Origin of the sequence: Fundidesulfovibrio magnetotacticus (assembly GCF_013019105.1) — a bacterium.
Lineage (GTDB): Bacteria > Desulfobacterota > Desulfovibrionia > Desulfovibrionales > Desulfovibrionaceae > Fundidesulfovibrio > Fundidesulfovibrio magnetotacticus.
Map to the genome: position 1 here is coordinate 199,268 of NZ_BLTE01000004.1, position 19,274 is coordinate 218,541.

Genomic DNA, 19,274 nt, shown 5'->3' on the forward strand with positions numbered 1-19,274 from the left:
GTCCTTTAATAGACGAAAGGCGTGGAATTCGCCAGGATTTATTGTGCTTCTCCCGTACGCGCCGCAAGACGGGGTGATGCTCCCGGAGCGGCAAGGCGTCTGTTGAACAGAAACTGGGACGATCCGTTGCAGCGGACGCCCGGCCATGTAATGTGCGGGAGCCGACACCGCCCCCGGAGGCGTCTTCCCGGGTGGGTCGTGCGGGGCGCGCTCAACGCGGCGTTCGGCCCCGGGGCATCGGGCGCTTCAGGTCTCCCCGCCCGGTGCGCAGTACTCCGAGGAGGCCAGTCCCAGGGCCTTGGCCAGGTCGGCCAGGCCCACGGGTTTGGGGAGGAAGTCGTCCATGCCCGCTTCCGAACAGCGCTGCCGGAAGCTCGGCAGGGCGTGGGCCGAAAGGGCCGCGACGTGCACGCTCCTGTGGGCCTCCCCCGCCTCGCCCGCGCGGATGCGGCGCGTTGTCTCGAAGCCGTCCATGCCGTCCATCTCGATGTCCATGAGCACCGCATCGAAGCGCGCGCCCGGTTCGGCCAGCAAGGCAAGGGCCTGCTCGCCGCCCGCCGCAAGGACGCACCGGTGCCCCAGTCGCGAGAGCAGGGCGGCCACCACCTTGAGGTTGATGCGGTTGTCGTCCACCGCCAGCACAGTGAGGGGGCGGCTGACGCAGAGGAACCGGCCTGAGTCGCCCTGGCGCGCCTCCGGTTCGTCGACGGGCGGCAGGGGGACGCGGCAGACGAAGCGGCTGCCGGATTCCGTGGTCTCCTCCAGGAAGATGTCCCCTCCCAGGGCCTGGGCGATGCCCCGGGCGATGGCCAGTCCCAGGCCGGTGCCTTCGGCGGACCGTTCTCCGGGATCATGCTGCACGAAGGGCTCGAAGATGCGCGCGCGCAGGAATCCGGGGATTCCGGGGCCCGTGTCGGAGACGGTGAAGTCCAAGGGGTGGCGGCCCGGGACGCCCTGCGGCGCGGGGGCCACGCCAAGGGTCACTGAGCCCCGTGTGGTGAACTTCACGGCGTTGCCCAGCAGGTTGAGCAGCACCTGGCGCAGGCGGCCCGCATCGCCCAGCACGTGTCTTGGAACCCGGGGGTCCAGTTGGAGGTTCATGGCCAGCCCCTTGGGGGCCGCCGACACGGCCAGGGTTTTCACCATGGCGCGGGCCAGTTCGTGCAGGTCGAACCGGGCGGGCGCCAGGGCCAGCTTGCCGGCCTCGATGCGTGAGAGGTCGAGGGTGTCGTTGACGATGCCCAGCAGCGCCCGGGCGGAGTCCATGGCGGTTTCCAGGTGGTCGCGCTGGAGGGGGTCCCGGGCCGCGTGGAGGGCCATTTCCGTCATGCCCAGGATGGCGTTCATGGGGGTTCGTATCTCGTGGCTCATCCTGGCCAGGAAGTCGCTTTTGGCGCGGTTGGCGATGTCGGCGGCCTCTTTGGCCTCGCGCAGGGCCTGTTCGGCCAATTTGCGTCCGGTCACGTCCTGTGTGGTGCCGAAGCCGCCCAGGAGCGTGCCGTCGGGGGCGAATTCCAGTTCGGCGCGCTCGCGCACCCAGCGCCTGCCGCCGTCCACCACGAGGCGGTGCTCGATGTCGTAGGGCTCCCCGCGCAGTGCGGCGCTCCACTGGCGGTGCACTTCGGCGCGGTCTTCGGGGTGCACGCGTTCCAGGAAGGATTCGTAGGTCATGGGCGTGCCCGGGGGCACGTCGAAGATGCGGTAATTTTCATCGGACCAGGTGAGCCTGTCGCGGCGCACGTCGAGCCGCCAGCTGCCCACGTGGGCCACGGTCTGGGCGCGGCAGAGGTCTTCGCGGCTCTGGCGCAGTTCCTCCTCCAGAATCTTCTGGTCGGTGATCTCCAGGGAAACGCCCACCACTCCGGCCACTTCGCCCGAGGCGTCGCGGTGCGGGGCTTTGATGGAGACCCAGTGCCTGAGTCCGGCAGGACCCAGCGAGGTTTCCTCGAAAAAGGAAGGGATGCCGCTTTCCATGACCAGGGCGTCGTTTTCCATGTGCTCGCGCCCGATCACCGTGGGGTGCACCTCCCCGGAGGTTTTGCCCAGCACCTGGGAGGCGTCGCGGCCGAGCAGCTCCAGGAGGGCCTTGTTGGCCAGGAGCAGGCGTCCCTCGCGGTCCTTGGCGTAGATGGGGGAGGGGATGGCCTCCACCAGGGCCGAGAGCAGGAAATTCACCCGGGCGAGCTCCAGTTCGGCCTGTTTGCGCGCGGTGATGTCCTCGCTGAAGATCACGATGCCGCCGATGGCCCCGGAGGGCAGCCTCCAGGGGCGCACCTCCCAGCGTAGCCACTGGATGGAGCCGTCGGCGCGGGCGAAGGGGTCCTCCTCGGCGCGCTCCACGGCTCCTGCGAGGCAGCTGCGGTGGATGGCCTTCCAGCGCTCGGGAATTTCCGGGAACACCGCGTAGTGGTCGAGGCCTTCCAGGTTGCGCTCTTGGAACCCGTAGTCGCTCTTCCAGCGGTCGCTCACGGCGATGTAGCGCATGGAGCCGTCCAGCATGGCGATGGAGACCGGGGCGTGCTTCACGAAAAGCCGCAGGAGTTCCTCGCGCCCGGCAAGGGACCCCGGGGCGTCCGGGCAGGAGGGGGGCAGGGGGGCGGAGCGCGGTGGGGCTTGGGCGGCTCCGTGTTGTCCCGTGCGGGCCAGGGCCTGTTCGAGCTCCCGCACGCGGCGTTCCAGAGTCTCGTTGCGTCGTGCGAGTCCGTCCGCATGATGGTCGTGGTGAGGCATCGTCGCTCCGTTGCCGGCGATTGACGGGATGACCCGGGCTCTCAAGACGGACGGACGGTCTTTGAACCTGACTCTCGGGTGTCTGGATTTCTTATCAGAGTCCGAAAGCTCAGTCCAGGACGGGAGGGAGTTCCGGTCGACGATGCGGCCCCGAGGGGGCTTCCGGGCGGCCCGGCGGCGCTCGCTGAGGGGGCGAAAGCGGTTATTGAGGGGTGAAAGGCGTTCGGCGTGGGCTTTGCGGCAGGGTGCGGGCGATTCCGGTCGGCAGTTTGGAGGCGGTTTCCGGCCCGGCAAAAGGGAGGCGGGCCGGTCCTGCCGCTTTCCGAAGTGGGAGGTCCAGTCCCGTCGGAAAACGGCCGGAGGTCCGGCCCGCCCGAGTCGAAGGCCGCCGCCGGTGGGGGACGGCGTGCCCCGGCCGCACGCGCGGCCGGGGCTTGTGCGGCTATCTGGCTAGCCCCTTGCCTGGCGCAGGGGGGCGAGCAATTTGTCCAGGACGGCGAAACGGGTGAGTCCCCGGGGTTCGGCGTCGGACATGAGGGTCTTGTGGTAGAGGTTGGGGGCGTATTCCGTGAGGAAGACCACCCGAACCTGGTCGTAGTCCACGAGCACTGCCTTGGGCCGGGTTTTCTTGATCTCCTCGAAGCGCTTCTTGGCCATGGCCAGCATTTCCTCGCGCTCTCCGAAGTTCATGGCGCCGGTGGGGCAGGTCTTGACGCACGCGGGCAGCTGTCCTGCCAGGACGCGGTCGTTGCACATGTCGCACTTGGAGATGACCTTGGTTTTGGCATCCAGCCGGGGGATGTCGTAGGGGCAGGCGCCTTTGATGGTGTCGAAGGGCAGTCCCTTGGTCTTCTCGGTGAAGATGATCGCTCCGGTTTCCTTGTCCTGGGTGATGGCGTCTTTGACGATGCCGTCGCCCGCGTCCTTGCAGGGCGCGTCCACGCAGTGGCGGCACTGGTCGGGCAGGAAGAGCCATTTGAAGTCGTCCCCACGGTTGCCCACTTCCTTGAAGCGCACCACCTTGAGGGTGATGGCCGAGAGGTCGGGCGGGTTCTGGTGGGAACCGGTGTTTTTGGTCTGCTCCGCGGGGAGCTGCTTCCACTGCTTGCACGCGACCTGGCAGCCGCGGCAGGCGGTGCACCTGGAGAGGTCCACGAAGAAGGTCTTGCCTGGCATGTTCGTTTACCTCCCTAGGCCTTTTTCACGTTGACCATGAAGGCCTTGGTCTCGGGGATGCCGGTGTTCGGGTCGCCCACCGAGGGGGTGAGCAGGTTGGCGGAGTCGCCGCCTTCCTTGGGGAAGACCCAACCGTAGTGCCAGGGGATACCCACCATGTGGACGGTCTGTCCCATGACCTGCATGGGCTGGAGGCGCTCCGTGACGATGGCGATGGCCCACAGCGAGCCGCGCGCGCTCTCCACGGTGCACTTGTCGCCGGGGTTGATGCCGCGCAGTTTGGCCAGTTCGGGGCTCATTTCCACGAACATCTGGGGCTCGGCTTCGAGCAGCCAGGGGGTCCAGCGGGTCATGACGCCGGTCTGCCAGTGTTCGGTGACCCGGTAGGTGGAGCACACGAACGGGAAGCGCGGGTCGCAGGAGGCGCGGTGGTCGGCCGGTCCCTGGAAGGTCAGGGCCGTGGGGTTGTTGAGCACCTTGGAGAAGGGATGCTCGCTCACGGGGCATTCCAGGGGCTCGTAGTATTCGGGGAAGGGACCGTCCATGCGTCCCGGCCCGAAGAGCTGGCCGAAGCCCTCGCTGGTCATGATGAAGGGGTTCTTGCCCTTCTCGTCGGCCATGGGCGGCCAGGGGCCGTCGGGCACGTCGCCCACCCACTTGCCGTCCACCCATTCGATGACGGGCTTCTGGGGCTGGTAGGGCTTGCCCTGCGGGTCCACGGAGGCGCGGTTGTAGAGGATGCGCCGGTTCACGGGCCAGGCCCAGGTCCAGCCGGGGAAGAGTCCGATCTTCTCCTGCATGGGGGTCTGGGTCTTGTCGCGCCGGGCGGCCATGTTCTTGTCGGTGTAGGAGGCGGAGTAGATCCAGTTGCCCGAGCAGGTGGAGCCGTCGTCCTGGAGCAGGCCGAAGGCGGGCACGGGGTCACCGGCCTTGTAGGTCTTGTCGCCGATGGTCTTGTCGGTAAGGAAGTAGCCGTTGATCAGTTTGGCCACCTTGTGCGGGTCGAAGACGTGGTTGGTGGCGTGATCCCAGTTGAGGTTCGTGATGGGGTCGGGGAACACGGCCTTCTTGTCGGCGGCGTAGAGCTTCTTGATCTCCTCGAACAGTTCGTAGATCAGGTCGCCGTCGGGCTTGGTGTTGCCCAGGGGCTTGGGCCCGGGGTAGCGCCACTGCATCCAGCGGCCCGAGTTGGAGATGGAGCCTTCCTTCTCGATGGACACGCAGCAGGGCAGGAAGAAGACCTCGGTCTTGATCTTCTTGGGGTTCATGCCCGGGCCTTTCCAGAAGGAGGCGGTCTCGGTGTCGAAGATGTTCACCGTGACCATCCAGTCCAGCTTGCCCAAAGCCTGGCGGACCTTGTTGGCGTTGGCCGTGGAGGCCGCGGGGTTCTGGCCCCAGGCGAAGAAGCCCTTGAAGGCGCCCTTGTACATTTCGTCGAAGAGCGAGAGCCAGGAGTAGTCCTTGCCGTCCTCGCACTTGGGCAGCCACTTGTAGGAGTCTTCAGGCTTCTGCTTGGGGTAGATGGCCTTGAGGTAGCTGGCGATGTACTTGGGCCGGTTGCCCCACCAGTTGGCGGACTTGGGGTCCTTGGTCTTGGGGGTGACCTTCTCGACGTATGTCTTGAGGTCGCCCATGGAGGCCGCGGGGGTGGGCATGTAGCCGGGCAGGATGTGGAACAGGAGACCCTGGTCCGTGGAGCCCTGCACGTTGGCTTCGCCGCGCAGGGCGTTGATGCCGCCGCCGGCCGTGCCGATGTTGCCCAGGAGCAGCTGCACCAGCGACATGGCGCGGATGTTCTGCACGCCCACGGTGTGCTGGGTCTGGCCCATGGCGTAGAGCACGGTGCCCGTCTTGTCGGGGGCGCCGGTGACGCCGAAGGACTTGTAGACTTCCTCCAGCTTGTCCTTGGGGCAGCCGGTGATCTTGGAGACGTTGTCCAGGGTGTAGCGCTCGTAGTGCTTCTTCATGACCTGGAAGACGCACTTGGGGTCCTGGAGGGAGGGGTCTCTCTTCACGTTGCCTTCGGCATCGCGGGCGAAGGCCCAGGCGGACTTGTCGTAGGCCTTTTTGGCCGCGTCGAAGCCCGAGAACATGCCGTCCTTGAATTCGTACTTGTCGCCCAGGATGTAGGACGCGTTGGTGTAGTTCACCACGTAGTCCTTGAACATCATGTTGTTGGCGATGATGTAGTTGATGAAGCCGCCGAAGAAACCGATGTCCGAGCCCGAGCGGATGGGGGCGTAGAGGTCGGCCTTGGCCGCCGATTTGGTGAAGCGGGGATCCACGACGATGACCTTGCCGCCAGCGTCCTTGGCCCGCATCACCCACTTGAAGGAGATGGGATGGTTTTCGGCCGGGTTGGAGCCGATTATCAACACTGCATCACTGTTCTTGATGTCGATCCAGTGATTCGTCATCGCGCCGCGTCCGAACGACTCTGCCAGAGCCGCCACAGTAGCGCTGTGTCAGATACGGGCCTGATGTTCGATGTAGGTAAGGCCGAGAGCCCGGAGCATCTGCTGGTAGATCCAGCACTCCTCGTTGTCCATGGCGGCGGAGCCCACCGAGGCGATGGCCTCCAGGCGGTTCACTTCCATGCCCTTGGCGTTCTTGGCCTGGAAGGCGGCGTCACGCGTTTTCTTCACGCGCTTGGCGATTTCCTTCAGGGCCCAGTCGTAGGTCTTTTCCTGCCACTTGTCGGAGTTGGGGGCGCGGTAGAGCACCTTGGTGATGCGCCGGTCGTTCTCCGTGAGCTGCCAGATGGACGCGCCCTTGGGGCACAGGGACCCCTCGTTGATGGGATGGTCGGGGTCGCCTTCCACGTTCACCGCGCGGCCTTTGCCGCCGTCAGCCGTGGAGACGATGAGGCCGCAGCCCACGGAGCAGTAGCAGCACACCGAGGTGGTCTGCTTGCTGCCCTTGAGCTTGGCCAACTCGGCGGCTGCGTGGACCGTGGTCAGGTCCAGCCCCAGGCCGCCGAAGGCCGTGACCGTTGCCGCGGCAGCGGTCAGTTTGAGGAAATCTCGCCTTTCCAGTGACATGTGTGTCCTCCTGCCAGAGGTTTTCAGCCGGCCCGGGTGAACCGGCAATAGGCAACCATCATCTCGAAGCCCCACAAGGGGACCTCAAACGGCCGGACTCTCGCCTTTCCGGCCGTTTCGGGATCGACGAAGCGGGAACGGGCCATGCGCGCGGCCCGGAACAGCGCCGCGTCCAGGCAGATGCCCAGTCCCCCGAAGGGGATGTCGCGACGGCTCCGGGCCGCTTTCGCGGCATGCCCCATAGTGTTTTCCCGCATGGTGCGCATGTAGTGGATAGAAGGGCACCACGCAATTGAAGGGCGCTTGCACGACTTTTGACACACGGCGCATTGGGCCTTGATAAACAGCGCCGATTGGGGAAGTCTCGCCGGATCGTACGTCCCTTTTCGCGGGAGTGACGCTTTGCAGGGCCAGAAAACGGACAAATCCTCCTGGTCCCGGCCGGACGCCGGGGTCGAACTGCGCCACCTGGCCGAACGGGTGGCCGTGCTGGGCCGCCGGGGCGACCGCTCCGACGAGTCCCGCGATCACCTGGGCCAAGCCCTGGACAGGCTCCAGGCCGCCTTGTCCGCCCCCTTCCACGCCCTTCCCGCCCCCCTGGGGACCGCCCTGGCCCTCGCCCTGGACGATCTCGCGCGACAACCGGGGCGCGATACGGCCCGCAAGGCCTTCGACTGTCTGGCCCGGCTCGGCCGTTTCGGACTGATCCTGGCCGCGCGGCTGGTCCGGGAAGGCGCGCACGATCCGGCGGGAGCGGTCGGCGCCGCCCAGGCCGTGGACCCCTCCGTGGCCCTGGGCCTGGCCAACCAACTGCTCCTGGAGCTGGCCCACGGGCTGCACGGCGACCCCGTGCCGGCCTTCGACCTGCTGGCCCAGGCCGCTGGATGCGGACACGGGCAGGCCCGGCGTTTCCTGCAGTCCCACGTCGGCGTGCAGCCTGACCTAGCCCATCCCCTGCGCGAGGCCCTCAGGGAGGGACGCATCGGTCGCTCCCTGCTCCCCGCAGCCCGTGCCGACGGCGGTGAGACGCCGCCGGAGCCCGCGGAAGCGGTCGCCTGGACGGACCTCCTGGGGCTGCGGCAGGAGGCAGTGGCCCTGGCGGTGGATCTGATGTCCGGCGGTCACGCCGTCCACGCCTGCACCATCCTGGGCGCTCCGGCAGGGGGGGGGCTCTCCGGGTCCGAGTCGCCCGAACGAAGGCCGCCGGAGCGTGCCGCGCCCCTGCGCGGCGCCGTTCTCTCGCAGCTGCTGGCGACGGCCACCCCGGAGACCGCCGGGTCTTGTCTGGCGGCGGTGTCGGCCCAGGCCCCGGACAAGTCGGCCTCGGCGTCGGCCATGCTCTTCCAGGGCAGGCCGGAGTTGCGCGCCGCCATGGCCGGAACCGCGGCCCTTTTCGCCCCCGGGACGCTTGCCGCCTTCCTGGAGCGCCTGCCCGCGCCCATTCAGTCCGAGGCGCTGCGCCTCGCGCTGGCGCGCGTGTCCCAGACGGACCCGCTGGGCCTGGCCAGGGCGCGGAGCATGATCCAGGGCGGGGGAGAGCCGCGGGGGACCGGGCCGGAGACGTTCCGCGAAGCGCCTCCCATCCCGCTCGGCGCGCGTCTGGCCGGTCTGCACGTCCCCCCCGAGCCTCCCGTGTCCGCGGCCGAGGAGGACTCTCCGGCCGGTCCGCCCCGGGAGCAGAGGCTGCTCGGCTTCCTGCGCAAGAGCGGGCCCGGGCACGGCGAACTCATGGAACTGGAGCGCGGCGACGACGCGCCGGGTCGGGGGCAGGTGGTGCGCGAGCGGCGCTACGAGGCGGAGGACTTCCGGCCCAGGCGCGTGGAAGGGGCGGCCTTCCAGGGGTGCGTTTTCGCCGGAACGCTCCTGGGCGGCCGGAGTTTCGTCCAGGTGAGCTTCCGCGACTGCCTCTTCGAGGGCGTTTCCCTGGAGGGCGCCGCGTTCTGGGGCTGCACGTTCGTGCGCTGCACTTTCCAGTCCTGCTCCCTGGCCGAGTCCGTGCTGCGCGACACCGCCTTCGTGGAACTCTCGGCGCGGGCCGTCGGTTTCGCCGGGGCGCGCCTGAGCCGCGTGACCCTGACCCGCTGCGAACTGACGGCCTGCGACTTCTCCGGCGCGCGCCTGGACGGCTTGGAGGCCCGGGGCGCGGCCTTCGTCTCCTGCCTGTTCGACGGCGCGCGCATCTGGCGCGGCGTGTTCGAGGCCGTGTCCAGCCCGGGATGCCAGGCGGTCCAGGCCAGGGCCTGGGACGTGACCGGGGGCGAGCCGTTCTTCGCGGACCTGGCCCGCGCCACCCTGCGCCGCGAGCTGGCCAACCCGCCGGGAGAGGAGCCCCTTCCGGCGCCGGAACCCTCGCGCGCCGCGCTGGAAGCCTGGGCGGCCCGCCGGGAGACCCTGTGGCGGCTTGGCGTCCACGCCGCGGAGAACACCCGGCGCATGACGTTCGGCCGCCGGGTGCTCGGCGCCGCCCGCTCGCGGCTGCTCACGCTCCTGCCGCTCCTTCTGCACTCGGACTTCTTCGACCAGGCCGCCGGGCTCTTCCCCCTGGTCCCGCCCTGCCGCATCCTGGGCTACCACCCGGACCCCGAGACCATGGCCCTCGCCCGGGAGTTCTTCCCCGGCACCGAAGCCCCGCCGGTCTCCCCGGACGCGCTGGCCATCGAAGGCCTCTACACCATCGGCAGCTTCGGCACCCTGGCCCAGGCGGAGGGGTCCGACCTGGACTTCTGGGTCTGCCTGGAGGCCTCCCAGACCGCCGAGTCCGACATGGACGGCCTGGAGGCCAAGCTGGCCGCCCTGGAGGAGTGGGCCGCCGGGAGCTTCGGGCTGGAGGCGCACTTCTACCTGCTGGACATGGAGCGGGTGCGAGCCAACGAATTCGGGGCGAGCCACGAGGAGGGCTCGGGGTCGGCCCAGGCCATGCTCCTCAAGGAAGAGTTCTACCGCACGGCGGTGCTGGTGGCGGGCAAGCCTCCCCTGTGGTGGGCGGCGCCGCCCGGGGCCAGCGAGGAGGACTGGCGGCGGCTGGCGAGCAACCCGGAGCTCTCCCCGGTCCTGGCCGACCTGGGACGCATCGGTGAGATACCGGCCGACGAGTATTTCGGGGCCTCCCTGTGGCAGATCTTCAAGTCCATCGCCGCGCCCTACAAGTCCGTGATGAAGATCGGGCTTCTGGAACGTTACGCGGCCGGAGGCGGGCAGGGGGGGCTGCTGTGCGAGTCCATCAAGGAATCCTTGCTGCGCGGCCAGGTGGCGCTGTGGGAGGTGGACCCCTACGTGCGCCTCTTCGCCGAGGTGCACGAGCACTACCGCTCCCGCGACGACCGGGAGGAGGCGGCCCTCCTGCGCCTGGCCTTCCTCTCCAAGACGGCCCTGGCGCTGCGCGCAAGGTCCACGGGCTGGCCCCCCGCCTGGGAGGAGAGCCAGATCCGGCGCATGTACTTCGGGCGCGGCGGCGACGGGCCGGGCTTCGCGGGCAAGGGCGGCGAGGCCCTGGGCGGCTTCCGGGAACAGGCCCGCCTGGGCGAGCACCTGGCGCGCTTCATCGTGCGCTCCTACACGCGGCTGGCCGACCGCATGTCCGATCTGGCCGGGTCCGCCATCACCCCCGAAGACATGACCCGCTTGGGCCGCCGCATCATGGCCGCCTTCTCCAAGCGCCGCCACAAGGTGGAGCTGACCCCCTTCGCCGAGGCCCGCTCCCAGGCCTGCCAGGTGGTCTACTTTTCGGCCGCGCGCGCAGAGAAGAACGCCTACGTGTGGCGCGTGCAGGCGGGCCAGTCCGCCCCGGGGGAGTCCCGCCTGGAGCTGGTGCTCTCGCGCGAATCCCGCGACTTGGCCGCCGAGCTTGCCTGGCTGGTGGGCAACGGGGTCTTCGTCCCGGGCGCACAGGTGAGCGCGGACTACACCGTCAACCCCGTCACGGCCAAGGACCTCCAGGACCTCCTGGACGCCCTGGCCCGCTTCTTTCCCCAGGGCGAGGCGCTCAAGGCGTCTCCGGCCGACGCCCTCAATCCGGAGGCCGTGGCCAAGGCCTTCCTGGCCGTGAACCTCACCCGCCCGCGCGAAACCAGGCGTCCCGAGGAGATCGCCCTGTTCTACCAGACCACCTGGGGGGAGCTCTTCGTGCGCCAGGCAAGGCCCAAGGCCCTGCCGCCCTTCGATCCGCGCCTCTTGGTGCGCGCCGTGTCGGGCATGGAGTGCGCGCCGGGGTTCGTCTGGGGCCGCCACCTGCCCGCCCGTTCCGCGTGCCCCGATCCGTTCGTGACGGAAATTGCTGAATGAGGATTCCTGGGGTAGGATTGAGCAGGCGCGTTCCGGGGGGAAACTGTTCATGAGCGATTTGGTGTTCGGCGCGAACTTCAAGGTCGCGGTGTCCGACAAGAAGGACAACAAGCTGGGGATGGGCGGCACGGCCCAGACCACGGCCCGCCAGGTCTTCTATTTCGCCCGCCGGGAGGACGCGGGCGATGTGGAGGTGCGCGCGCTCAACGGCAACTTCCACCCCAGCGGCGAGCCGCGCCACGTGTCCTTCCAGGACTTCCTGGAGCGCTACCGTCCCGAACCCCTGGTTTATTTCAACAAGGTGCAGCCCGCCATGGAGACGGTGGAGTCCGAACTGGAGCGGGGCGAGGGGCAGCTGGCGGCGGGGAGGCCGGACCTGGCGGAGAAAAGCTTCAAGAAGGTCCTGGACGTGGACGAGGACAACATCCGGGGCGTGTTCGGCCTGGGCATGGCCTACCTGGATGCGGGCAAGGCCGAGGACGCCGAGGGCATCCTGGGCAAGCTCATGAACCTGGAACTGGCCTTCACCCCCGAGCACGTGCACCTTTTCAACCGCTTCGGCATCCAGATGCGCAAGGCGGGCATGCTCACCCAGGCCCTGGACTATTACAACAAGGCCCTGGGCATCAATCCGGACGACGAGCACCTGCTTTTCAACGTCTGCCGCATCCACTACGACGCGGGCGACGTGGAATCGGCCCTGTGCTGCATCGGCAAGGCCATGGAACTCAATCCGGATTTCAGCGCGGGCGGCAGCATGTTCCGCTACATCCTCAAGCGCAACCCCCACCTGGCCGACTCTTGCGCCGCGCCGCCTGAGGTCTCCGCGCCCTCCGGGCAGGATGCCCCGGCCGCCGGGGCATCGCCGACGGCAGACGAAACGGGCGGCGAGGCCTGCCCCGTCGGAGGCGCGTCCGATTTCGTGGAGCCGCACGCCCAGCCCGCCTTCGACCCCTCCCGCTACGAGGGCCTGGACCTGGAAAACCTTCCCTGGGAAATGTAAGGCCCTCGTCCCGCGCGGCGTGCGGACCTGGTAGCCCTCGACCGTGGCCGTGTGGCTATTCCCGGTCCTGGAGGAGGTTGGAGAGCGTCTCCAGCCGGTCAACGAATTCCTGGATGTCGGATTTTCCAGCCGCGCAATCCTGGTCGAAGCTCAGGCCCAGGGCGCGGCCCGTGCCCACGTCCTGCAGGGCCACCACCTTGGCGGCGCATTTGCAGCTGGTCATGCTGTCCAGGGAGATGGAAAGCGAGACGGCGTCGCCGGTCATCAGGTTCACGATGCGCTGCTTCTGGAAGAGGTCCAGCACGAGGCGGCAGCCGCCGCGCGAGAGGTCCACCACGAAGCCGCTGGAATTGAAGAAATCGTTCTGGACCATGGCCGGGATCAGGCATTTCACGCGCTTGTGCTGGCGCAGTTGGAGGCGTTCGGCCGTGGCCGGATAGGAGAGGATGGCCAGGGGGTGTGGCTTGTGGGTGACGGCGATCACGTCGCAGGAAAAGCCGTAGAGTTCGCCCTCGTTCTCCATGCGCAGGGTGAGGCTGGCGCCCTGGGTGGCCAGGCGCAGGATGCCGGGCACCAGGGGGAGCTTGAGGATGAAGTAGTCGTAGGGGTCCACGCCGATCACACGGCCCCAGTAACGCTGGCTGTCTCCCATGGCCTGCACCAGCACGGGCTGGCCCGGCTTGAAGGCCACGAACATGCCGGGACCGCGCTGGCTGCGCTTGGGAGGAGCGTTGTTCTCTGGCCCGGACATAGGGTCCCTGTATCCCAGTGAACGGCGATGGGCAAGACGCGCCGACAGGCTGCAATTCCAGGGACAGCGCCTGCCGAGGCCTTGCGGAAGTCGGGCGTCGCGGCCTCCCGGACGAGCGGCGTCCGCCGGGTGCGGGGGCCTCAGGGCTCGCGCATGGCCTCGTCGAGGGAGCGCAGCAGGGGATAGGTCAGGTAGGTGATCACGCGGCGCTTGCCCACCAGCACCTCGGCCGTAAGCCCCATGCCGGGGATCAGCCGGAAGTCGGCGGGCACGGCGCGCAGTCGGGGGTTCTCCAGGGCCACGCGGATGCGGTAGACGAACTGCGGCCCATCGGGCGTGTTCTTTTCCAGGGCGTCGGGGCTGATCACGCGGACGCGGCCCTCCAGCACGCCGTGGCGCTGGTAGGGGAAGGCCTCCAGCTTCACCCGGGCCGGGTCGCCCTCGCGCAGGAAGCCGATATCGGCCACGCGCACGTCGGCCTCGGCCTCCAGGCCAGCGTCCAGGGGCACCAGGGTGGCCACGGGCTCGCCCTCGTCCACCACGGATCCCACGGATTTCTTCGCCAGCTCCAGCACCACCCCGGCCTTGGGCGCGCGCAGCACCACCAGCTCCTGGAGGCGACCGGCCTTGCGCGCGCGTTCCTCCAACTGGGCCAGCTCGCGAAGGGTCTCCTGGAGTTCCTTGCCCGCCTGGACGCGCCAGCCGCTGGCGAAGCTCTCGCGCTCCTCCCGGGCGCGGGCCTGGGCCTGGCGCAGCTCGGCGGCCTCGTTGCCCAGGCGCACCAGGTGCGATTCGGCCTCGATGCGCGCGCTCTGGGCCTTCATGTACTCCAGGCGGGAGCTGGCTCCGCGCTCGTACACGTCCTTGAACATGTTCTCCATGTCTTGGGCCAGCCGGATCTGCTTGCGGGCCTGCTCGGCCGCCGCCTGGTTGGTGCGAAGCTTGGCCTCCAGCTCTCCGGACGCCCGGTCCAGGGCCGCCGCGCGCGATCGGAACTCCGCGCGCCGCTCGGCCAGGAGCGCCTGCTGGGCCTTGAATTCGGCCGGGGAGAGGCCCTTCGGAGGAGGCTTCTCACCCTCCGCCTCGCAGGCCAGCCGCCAGGCCTGGGCCTCCAGGCTGGCCCTGCGCCGTGCGATCTCGCCCACCCCGGCCTCGGCGAAGGTGGGGTCCAGGGTGACCAGGGCCTGGCCCTCCTCCACGCGCTGGCCCTGGGTGACGTGGATCTCCTTGATCACCGAGGTCTCCAGGGGCTGCACCACCATGTTGCGCTCGGGCGAGCCGATGCGACCCTGGGCCGTGACCACGCGGTCCACCTGGGCCAGGCAGGCCCAGGCGAGGGCGGAGAGCAGGAAAAGAACCATGAGGTGCAAAACCCAGCGGGCGCGCACGGGCAGGGGCGGCAGCTCGGACTCCGGCCCCGGGCCGAAGCCGCGTCCGACCCCGGAAGGCTGCCCGGCTGGGGCGGTGCGGGCGGGGAGACTCTTGTCTTCTCGGACCATCTCAGGCTCCCGGCAGGCTTGCGCCGCCCGGGGCGCGGCGGCCCAGGACGTGCCGGTTCTGGCTTTCCCAGAGGTCGCGGTAGAGTGCGCAGCGCGTGAGCAGCGTCTCGTGGGGCGCGGCATCGGCCACGCGGCCTTCGTCCATGACCACGATGAGGTCCGCCCCGGCCAGCATGGAGAGGCGGTGGCTGATCATGATGGTGGTCCTGCCGTGGGCTATGCGCGCCAGATTGTCCTGGATGATCACTTCGGACTCGGCGTCCAGGGCGCTGGTGGCCTCGTCGAAGAGGAGCACGCGGGGCTGCGCCAGGAGCGCGCGGGCGATGGCCAGGCGCTGGCGCTGCCCGCCCGAGAGGTTGGAGGCGTTCTCCTCCAGGGGGGTGTCGAAGCCCTGGGGGAGCCGTGCGATGAACTCGTCGGCCCCGGCCAGGGCGGCGGCCCGGGCGATTTCGTCGAGCCCCGCTCCCAGGCACGAGATTCCGATGTTCTCGCGCACCGTGCCCCGGAAGAGGAAGCTCTCCTGGGGCACCACGGCGATGTGGCGGCGCAGGTGCTCCAGGTCGAACTCGCGCACGTCGTGGCCGTCCACGCGCACCACCCCGGACTGGGCCGCGTAGAGGCCCTGGATCAGCCTGCCCAGGGTGCTCTTGCCCGAACCGCTGCGGCCCACGATGCCCGTGAAGCCTCCGGCCGGGAAAACCACGCTCACGTCCGCCAGGGCAGGCTGGCCGCCGGGCACGTAGCGGAAGCTCACGCGCTCGAAGCGCACCTCGCCCTTCACGGGGGGGCGCAACCCCCCGGCCGTGCGTCCGCGCTCCGGCGGCTCGTTCATGATGCCCGCCAGCATGCGCACCGAGAGCGCCTTTTCCTGGTATTCGTGGATGAGCGAGACGATCTGCACCAGGGGGCCGCTCACGCGCCCCGAGAGCATCTGGAAGGCGATGAGCGCGCCCACGCTCAGGGAGTGGTCCAGCACCAGGTAGACACCGGCCCAGGGCACGGCCAAGCCCATGAGCTTCTCCAGGAACCCCGTGGCCGCCGTGGCCGCCGTGGAGAGCCGTCCCACCCGGAAGCGCGTGGCGGCGGCGTGGGCGGCGCGCTCGTCCCAGCCGCGCCTGCGCTGGGGCTCCAGCGAGAGCGACTTCACCGTCTCCATGCCCCGGATGGTCTCCACCAGGAACGATTGGCGCTCGCCTTCGGCACGGTAGAGCTCCAGCAGGCGCTTTTTGAAGGCCGGGACCAGCACGAAGAGCGTGGCTGCAAGGAGCCCCGAGAAGCCCAGCACCAGAGCCGCCAGCTGAGGACTGTAGAGGAAGAGCACCGGCACGAAGATCAGAAGCGCCAGGCCGTCGAGCAGCGTGAAGAAGAGCCGCCCCGTGAGGAATTCCCGCAGCGCCCCGGCCTGCTGCATGTGCTGGATGAGCGCCCCGGCGTGGCTGCGCCCGAAGAAGCCCAGGGGCAGGCTGAGCAGCCGGGCGAAGGTCCGCGAGGCCACCCGCGCGTCGATGCGCGCGGTGGCGTGCTGCATCACGAAGCCGCGCAGGAACGAAAAGCCCGCCTCGAAGGCCAGGGCCGCCGCCATGCCGAGACTCAGCACCTGGAGCGTGGAGAGGCTCTTGTGCGCCAGCACCCGGTCGATGACGATCTGGAAATACATGGGCAGGGCCAGGGCCAGCACGGTCATCATGAGCGAGGCCAGGGCCACGTCCGCGAAGGAGCGCCCCTGGCGCAGAATCTCCGGAGCGAACCAGCGCAGGCCGAAGGGCTGGGCCTCGTCCCCCAGGCGGAAGCGCCGCTTGAGGAGCACCACGCGCCCGTCCCAGCGGGCCAGGAAGTCCGTCATGGGCAACGTGTCCTGGCGCGGCGGCTGGCGGCGCGGGTCCAACAGGACCGCCCCGCGCTCCGGGTCGATCCCGGCCAGCACCGCCACGGCCCCCTCCCGGAGCACGACAAGCGCGGGCAGGGCCTCGGCCAGGCCGGACAGCTCCTCGGGAGCGCATGTGCGGGCCTGAGCCTTGAGCCCTTCCTCCCGGGCCAGGGCGGCCAGCTCCTCCGGGGTGGGCTCGCGCTCCTCCAGGGCGTGGGCGCGGGCCAGGGACTCGGGGGAGAGCTCCAGACCGTGCCGCGCCGCCGCCAGGGCCAGGGCGCGCAGCCCCGTGCGCGGCCGGGCCGGGGCCAGGAGCAGGGCCTTGCCGGCCCAGCTGCGCTCCAGGGCTTGGCGCTCCAGTTCAAAGGGGCCGGAGACCCGGGCCAGGGGGTCAGCCAGGAGCACGCGGCCCTCGCCGCCCGGGGCGAAGCCCACCAGGGCCACGGTGTTGGCGTTTTCCAGGCGCAGCAGGGCCGGGTAGTGCTCCAGGCCGTCCAGCTCCTCCCAGCGCAGCATGGCGGGCGTGGCCGTGAAGCCCGCCGCGCGGGCCATGGCGGCCAGGGTTTCCAGGGCGGGTTCCTGGTCCGGCTGGAGGTCGTGGCGTTGCGCGGCCTCCTGCGGGTCGAAGGGCAGCCCGTGGGCGTCGGCTGCGGCCTTGAGGCAGGAAAGGGCGGTTTTCACGTCAGGGGGCGTCCGGCGGGCGCGTCCCTCCCGGCGTCGCCGGGCGGCAGTGCCGCCCGGCGCGGGGTCCGGGAAGAGGGGTGCGGTTTTTCAAGGCGTGGCCGTAACGGCGGGCGCTTCTCGCGGCTCCAGACAACAGGGGGCTCGTTGCGGACCCTGCGCCTCAGACCTGGGCCAGGGCCGTGCGGTTGGGGTCGCTCTCGGCGGGCAGGAAGGTCAGGCCTGCCGTGGGCACGATGGAGCCCCGGAAGGCCAGAAGCTCCACGCCCTGGATGGTGGACGAACCCTCCAGCCCGGAGACAACGTTCTTGCCGCCCAGGTTGAGGAAGCTGTAGTCGGTCTGGTCCGCCGGGAAGGCCGCCGTGTCCAGGCCGGGGCCTCCCGAGAGGGTGGCGGACCCGGTGACGGGGACGATCAGGTCGTTGCCGCGCCCGGAGGAGAGCAGCGCGCCGTTGCCGTTGCCCACGAGCACGTCGCCGCCGTCGCCGGTGTAGACCTGTACGACGTTGGTGTTCGCCCCGATGGTCAGCGGCGTGCCCCCGATGGAACTCGGCATGCCGGGCAGGAGGTTCACGGTGCTGGCGTTGGTGACGGGCGAGGCGTTGAGCACGGTGGCCCCGGAGGAGTCGTTCAGCACGGTGCGGGCCGGATTCTGGGCGGCGTAGTAGGCGTACTCGTTGGTGTAGACGTAGGGGAGCGTCCCGGTGGAGCCCAGGAGCGTGAGCCCCACGGAATCGATCCGGCCCGAGGCCCCGTCGGCGGACTTGTCCTGGATGCTCAGGGTCCACGTTCCGGTGGACTTTTCGCCCAGGGAATGGGTGCTGGACATGGAGAAGGGGTTGCTGGGGAAGGCCAGGGGCAGAGGCGTGTCCAGGAGGCTGGTTACCGTGCCCGAGGGGGAGGTGAGCAGGAACGACAGGTTGGAGACGTTGGGGTGCTCCATGTCCAGGGTGACCTGCACGTCCTCGACGTTGAGGGCCTTGCTCACCTGGAAGCGGGTGACCACGGCCTGGCCGCCGTCCGGGAGGTTCTGGTTCACGGTGTTGGTGGCGCTCGCGCTCACGAGGTTGGCGGCGGTGTGCTGGCTGGTCCAGGTTTCGGCCAGGCGCACGGCGGCCAGGGCGTCCACGAGGCCGTAGCCCACGTCGTTGTTCACGTGCATGCCGCCGCCGTTCCAGTTGGAGGCCCCGTTGATGGTCCACTGGGCGGAGGTGTCGGTGTTGCGTGCGCTGAGGGCCAGGATGTCTGCCACGTCGCGGTAGCCGAGCTTGGGGTTGGCCTCCAGCATGAGCGCGGCCACGGACGAGACCATGGGGGTGGCGGCGGAGGTGCCGCCGAACTCCATGTCGTAGTCGCCGCCGGGCGCGCCGGATTCGGTGACGCCCCTGCCCATCAGGGCCGTGGTGGTGATGTTGCCCACGCGCGCCACCTCAACCAGGGCGCGGGTCTCGGGGACGGGCTCGCCTTTTTCCTGGGAGTCGGGCACGCCGTCGCCGTCTGTGTCCACGTTCCGGTAGATGATGTTCTGGGTGGGCGCGGCCACCAGGATGCTGGCCCCGGGCGTGCTGTAGGAGGCCGTGGCCCCGGTGTGGGCGATGCCGGCCACGGTGATGATCGCGGGATCGTTGGCAAAGTTGGAGAGGTTGGTGTTGTCGCCCTCGAGGCGGTTGTTGCCCGCCGCGAAGGCGATCACCACGCCCAGCCCGTCGCGGCCGTTGGCGATGGCGTTGTCGATGCCCTGGGCCGCGCCCCGGTTGTCGGCATCGTTGAAGTTGGTGAAGTTGTTGGAGATGCCCCAGCTGTTGCTGGAGATGTCCAAATTCTGGGCGGCGAAGTCGTAGGCGGCCTTGAGGTCGTCGGGGTACTGGTTGTGCACCGACAGGTCCAGGTAGACGGAGCCCAGGGTGGCCCCGTAGGCCACGCCCGCCAGGCCGATGCCGTTGTCGTGCGTGGCGGCGATGACCCCGGCCACGTTGTTGCCGTGGCTCTCGCTGTCCGTGGTGGGCTGGCCGTCCCCGAAGGGCTGGGCGGACATGAAAAGCGACGGGTTGACGTTGGCGATCAGGTCCGGGTGGTTCTTCTCCACTCCCTGGTCGTAGACCCCCACGGTGACGCCCCGGCCGGTGTAGTCCGGCCAGACCTGGAGGACGTTGAGGTCTATGCCGGCCGTGCCGCCGGACTGGCCGGTGTTCTCGATGTACCACTGGGTCGGGAACAGAGGATCGTTGACCGGGGTAGCCATGAC

At 69.3% G+C, this 19,274-nt stretch carries 10 protein-coding genes; 2 read left to right on the forward strand and 8 right to left on the reverse strand.

All coding sequences use genetic code 11. The annotated features are described in order from the left end of the window. Nucleotides 1-246: 246 nt before the first annotated feature. The 4 genes from NNJEOMEG_RS06555 to NNJEOMEG_RS20325 all read right to left on the reverse strand — a co-directional run bounded on the left by NNJEOMEG_RS06555 (nt 247) and on the right by NNJEOMEG_RS20325 (nt 7,213). On the reverse strand, nt 247-2,730 hold the full coding sequence (locus tag NNJEOMEG_RS06555) for a PAS domain-containing sensor histidine kinase (protein WP_173082544.1): 2,484 nt from the start codon (nt 2,728-2,730) through the stop codon (nt 247-249). Between the two features lie 450 nt (nt 2,731-3,180). Further along, entirely contained in the window at nt 3,181-3,906 is a 726-nt protein-coding gene (locus NNJEOMEG_RS06560; RefSeq protein ID WP_173082546.1) for a 4Fe-4S dicluster domain-containing protein, read from the reverse strand. A 14-nt stretch (nt 3,907-3,920) separates the two neighbouring features. Beyond that, nucleotides 3,921-6,947 carry a formate dehydrogenase-N subunit alpha gene (fdnG, locus tag NNJEOMEG_RS06565; protein ID WP_173082548.1) on the reverse strand — a complete coding sequence of 1,009 codons (3,027 nt, stop codon included), beginning with the start codon at nt 6,945-6,947 and terminating at the stop codon, nt 3,921-3,923. A 23-nt stretch (nt 6,948-6,970) separates the two neighbouring features. Further along, on the reverse strand, nt 6,971-7,213 hold the full coding sequence (locus NNJEOMEG_RS20325) for a hypothetical protein (protein ID WP_217270488.1): 243 nt from the start codon (nt 7,211-7,213) through the stop codon (nt 6,971-6,973). Nucleotides 7,214-7,349: 136 nt separating this feature from the next. Here NNJEOMEG_RS20325 and NNJEOMEG_RS06570 point away from each other — a divergent pair, with 136 nt between their 5' ends. Continuing rightward, nucleotides 7,350-11,228 (forward strand): class I adenylate cyclase domain-containing protein, encoded by a 3,879-nt coding sequence (locus NNJEOMEG_RS06570; protein ID WP_173082550.1) that lies wholly within the window; start codon nt 7,350-7,352, stop codon nt 11,226-11,228. Nucleotides 11,229-11,277: 49 nt separating this feature from the next. Next, on the forward strand, nt 11,278-12,231 hold the full coding sequence (locus NNJEOMEG_RS06575; protein WP_173082552.1) for a tetratricopeptide repeat protein: 954 nt from the start codon (nt 11,278-11,280) through the stop codon (nt 12,229-12,231). A gap of 55 nt (nt 12,232-12,286) precedes the next feature. Here NNJEOMEG_RS06575 and NNJEOMEG_RS06580 read toward each other — a convergent pair whose 3' ends face one another. The 4 genes from NNJEOMEG_RS06580 to NNJEOMEG_RS06595 form a co-directional block, all read right to left on the reverse strand. Then, nucleotides 12,287-12,982: a flagellar brake protein gene (locus tag NNJEOMEG_RS06580; protein ID WP_173082554.1), complete on the reverse strand. Its 696-nt coding sequence runs from the start codon at nt 12,980-12,982 to the stop codon at nt 12,287-12,289. Nucleotides 12,983-13,122: 140 nt separating this feature from the next. Further along, nucleotides 13,123-14,481, reverse strand: a complete 1,359-nt coding sequence (locus tag NNJEOMEG_RS06585) for an HlyD family type I secretion periplasmic adaptor subunit (protein ID WP_173082556.1) — start codon at nt 14,479-14,481, stop codon at nt 13,123-13,125. A gap of 1 nt (nt 14,482) precedes the next feature. After that, nucleotides 14,483-17,029 (reverse strand): ABC transporter transmembrane domain-containing protein, encoded by a 2,547-nt coding sequence (locus tag NNJEOMEG_RS06590; RefSeq protein ID WP_217270489.1) that lies wholly within the window; start codon nt 17,027-17,029, stop codon nt 14,483-14,485. A 163-nt stretch (nt 17,030-17,192) separates the two neighbouring features. Continuing rightward, nucleotides 17,193-19,271 carry a S8 family serine peptidase gene (locus NNJEOMEG_RS06595; RefSeq protein WP_173082558.1) on the reverse strand — a complete coding sequence of 693 codons (2,079 nt, stop codon included), beginning with the start codon at nt 19,269-19,271 and terminating at the stop codon, nt 17,193-17,195. Between the last annotated feature and the right edge of the window lie 3 nt (nt 19,272-19,274).

Bases quoted from the DNA above. Each gene is read 5' to 3' on its own strand.
- NNJEOMEG_RS06595 (WP_173082558.1), bottom strand. From the start codon at position 19,271: ATGGCTACCCCGGTCAACGATCCTCTGTTCCCGACCCAGTGGTACATC.
- NNJEOMEG_RS06585 (WP_173082556.1), bottom strand. From the start codon at position 14,481: ATGGTCCGAGAAGACAAGAGTCTCCCCGCCCGCACCGCCCCAGCCGGG.
- NNJEOMEG_RS06555 (WP_173082544.1), bottom strand. From the start codon at position 2,730: ATGCCTCACCACGACCATCATGCGGACGGACTCGCACGACGCAACGAG.
- NNJEOMEG_RS06560 (WP_173082546.1), bottom strand. From the start codon at position 3,906: ATGCCAGGCAAGACCTTCTTCGTGGACCTCTCCAGGTGCACCGCCTGC.
- NNJEOMEG_RS20325 (WP_217270488.1), bottom strand. From the start codon at position 7,213: ATGCGCACCATGCGGGAAAACACTATGGGGCATGCCGCGAAAGCGGCC.
- NNJEOMEG_RS06575 (WP_173082552.1), top strand. From the start codon at position 11,278: ATGAGCGATTTGGTGTTCGGCGCGAACTTCAAGGTCGCGGTGTCCGAC.
- NNJEOMEG_RS06580 (WP_173082554.1), bottom strand. From the start codon at position 12,982: ATGTCCGGGCCAGAGAACAACGCTCCTCCCAAGCGCAGCCAGCGCGGT.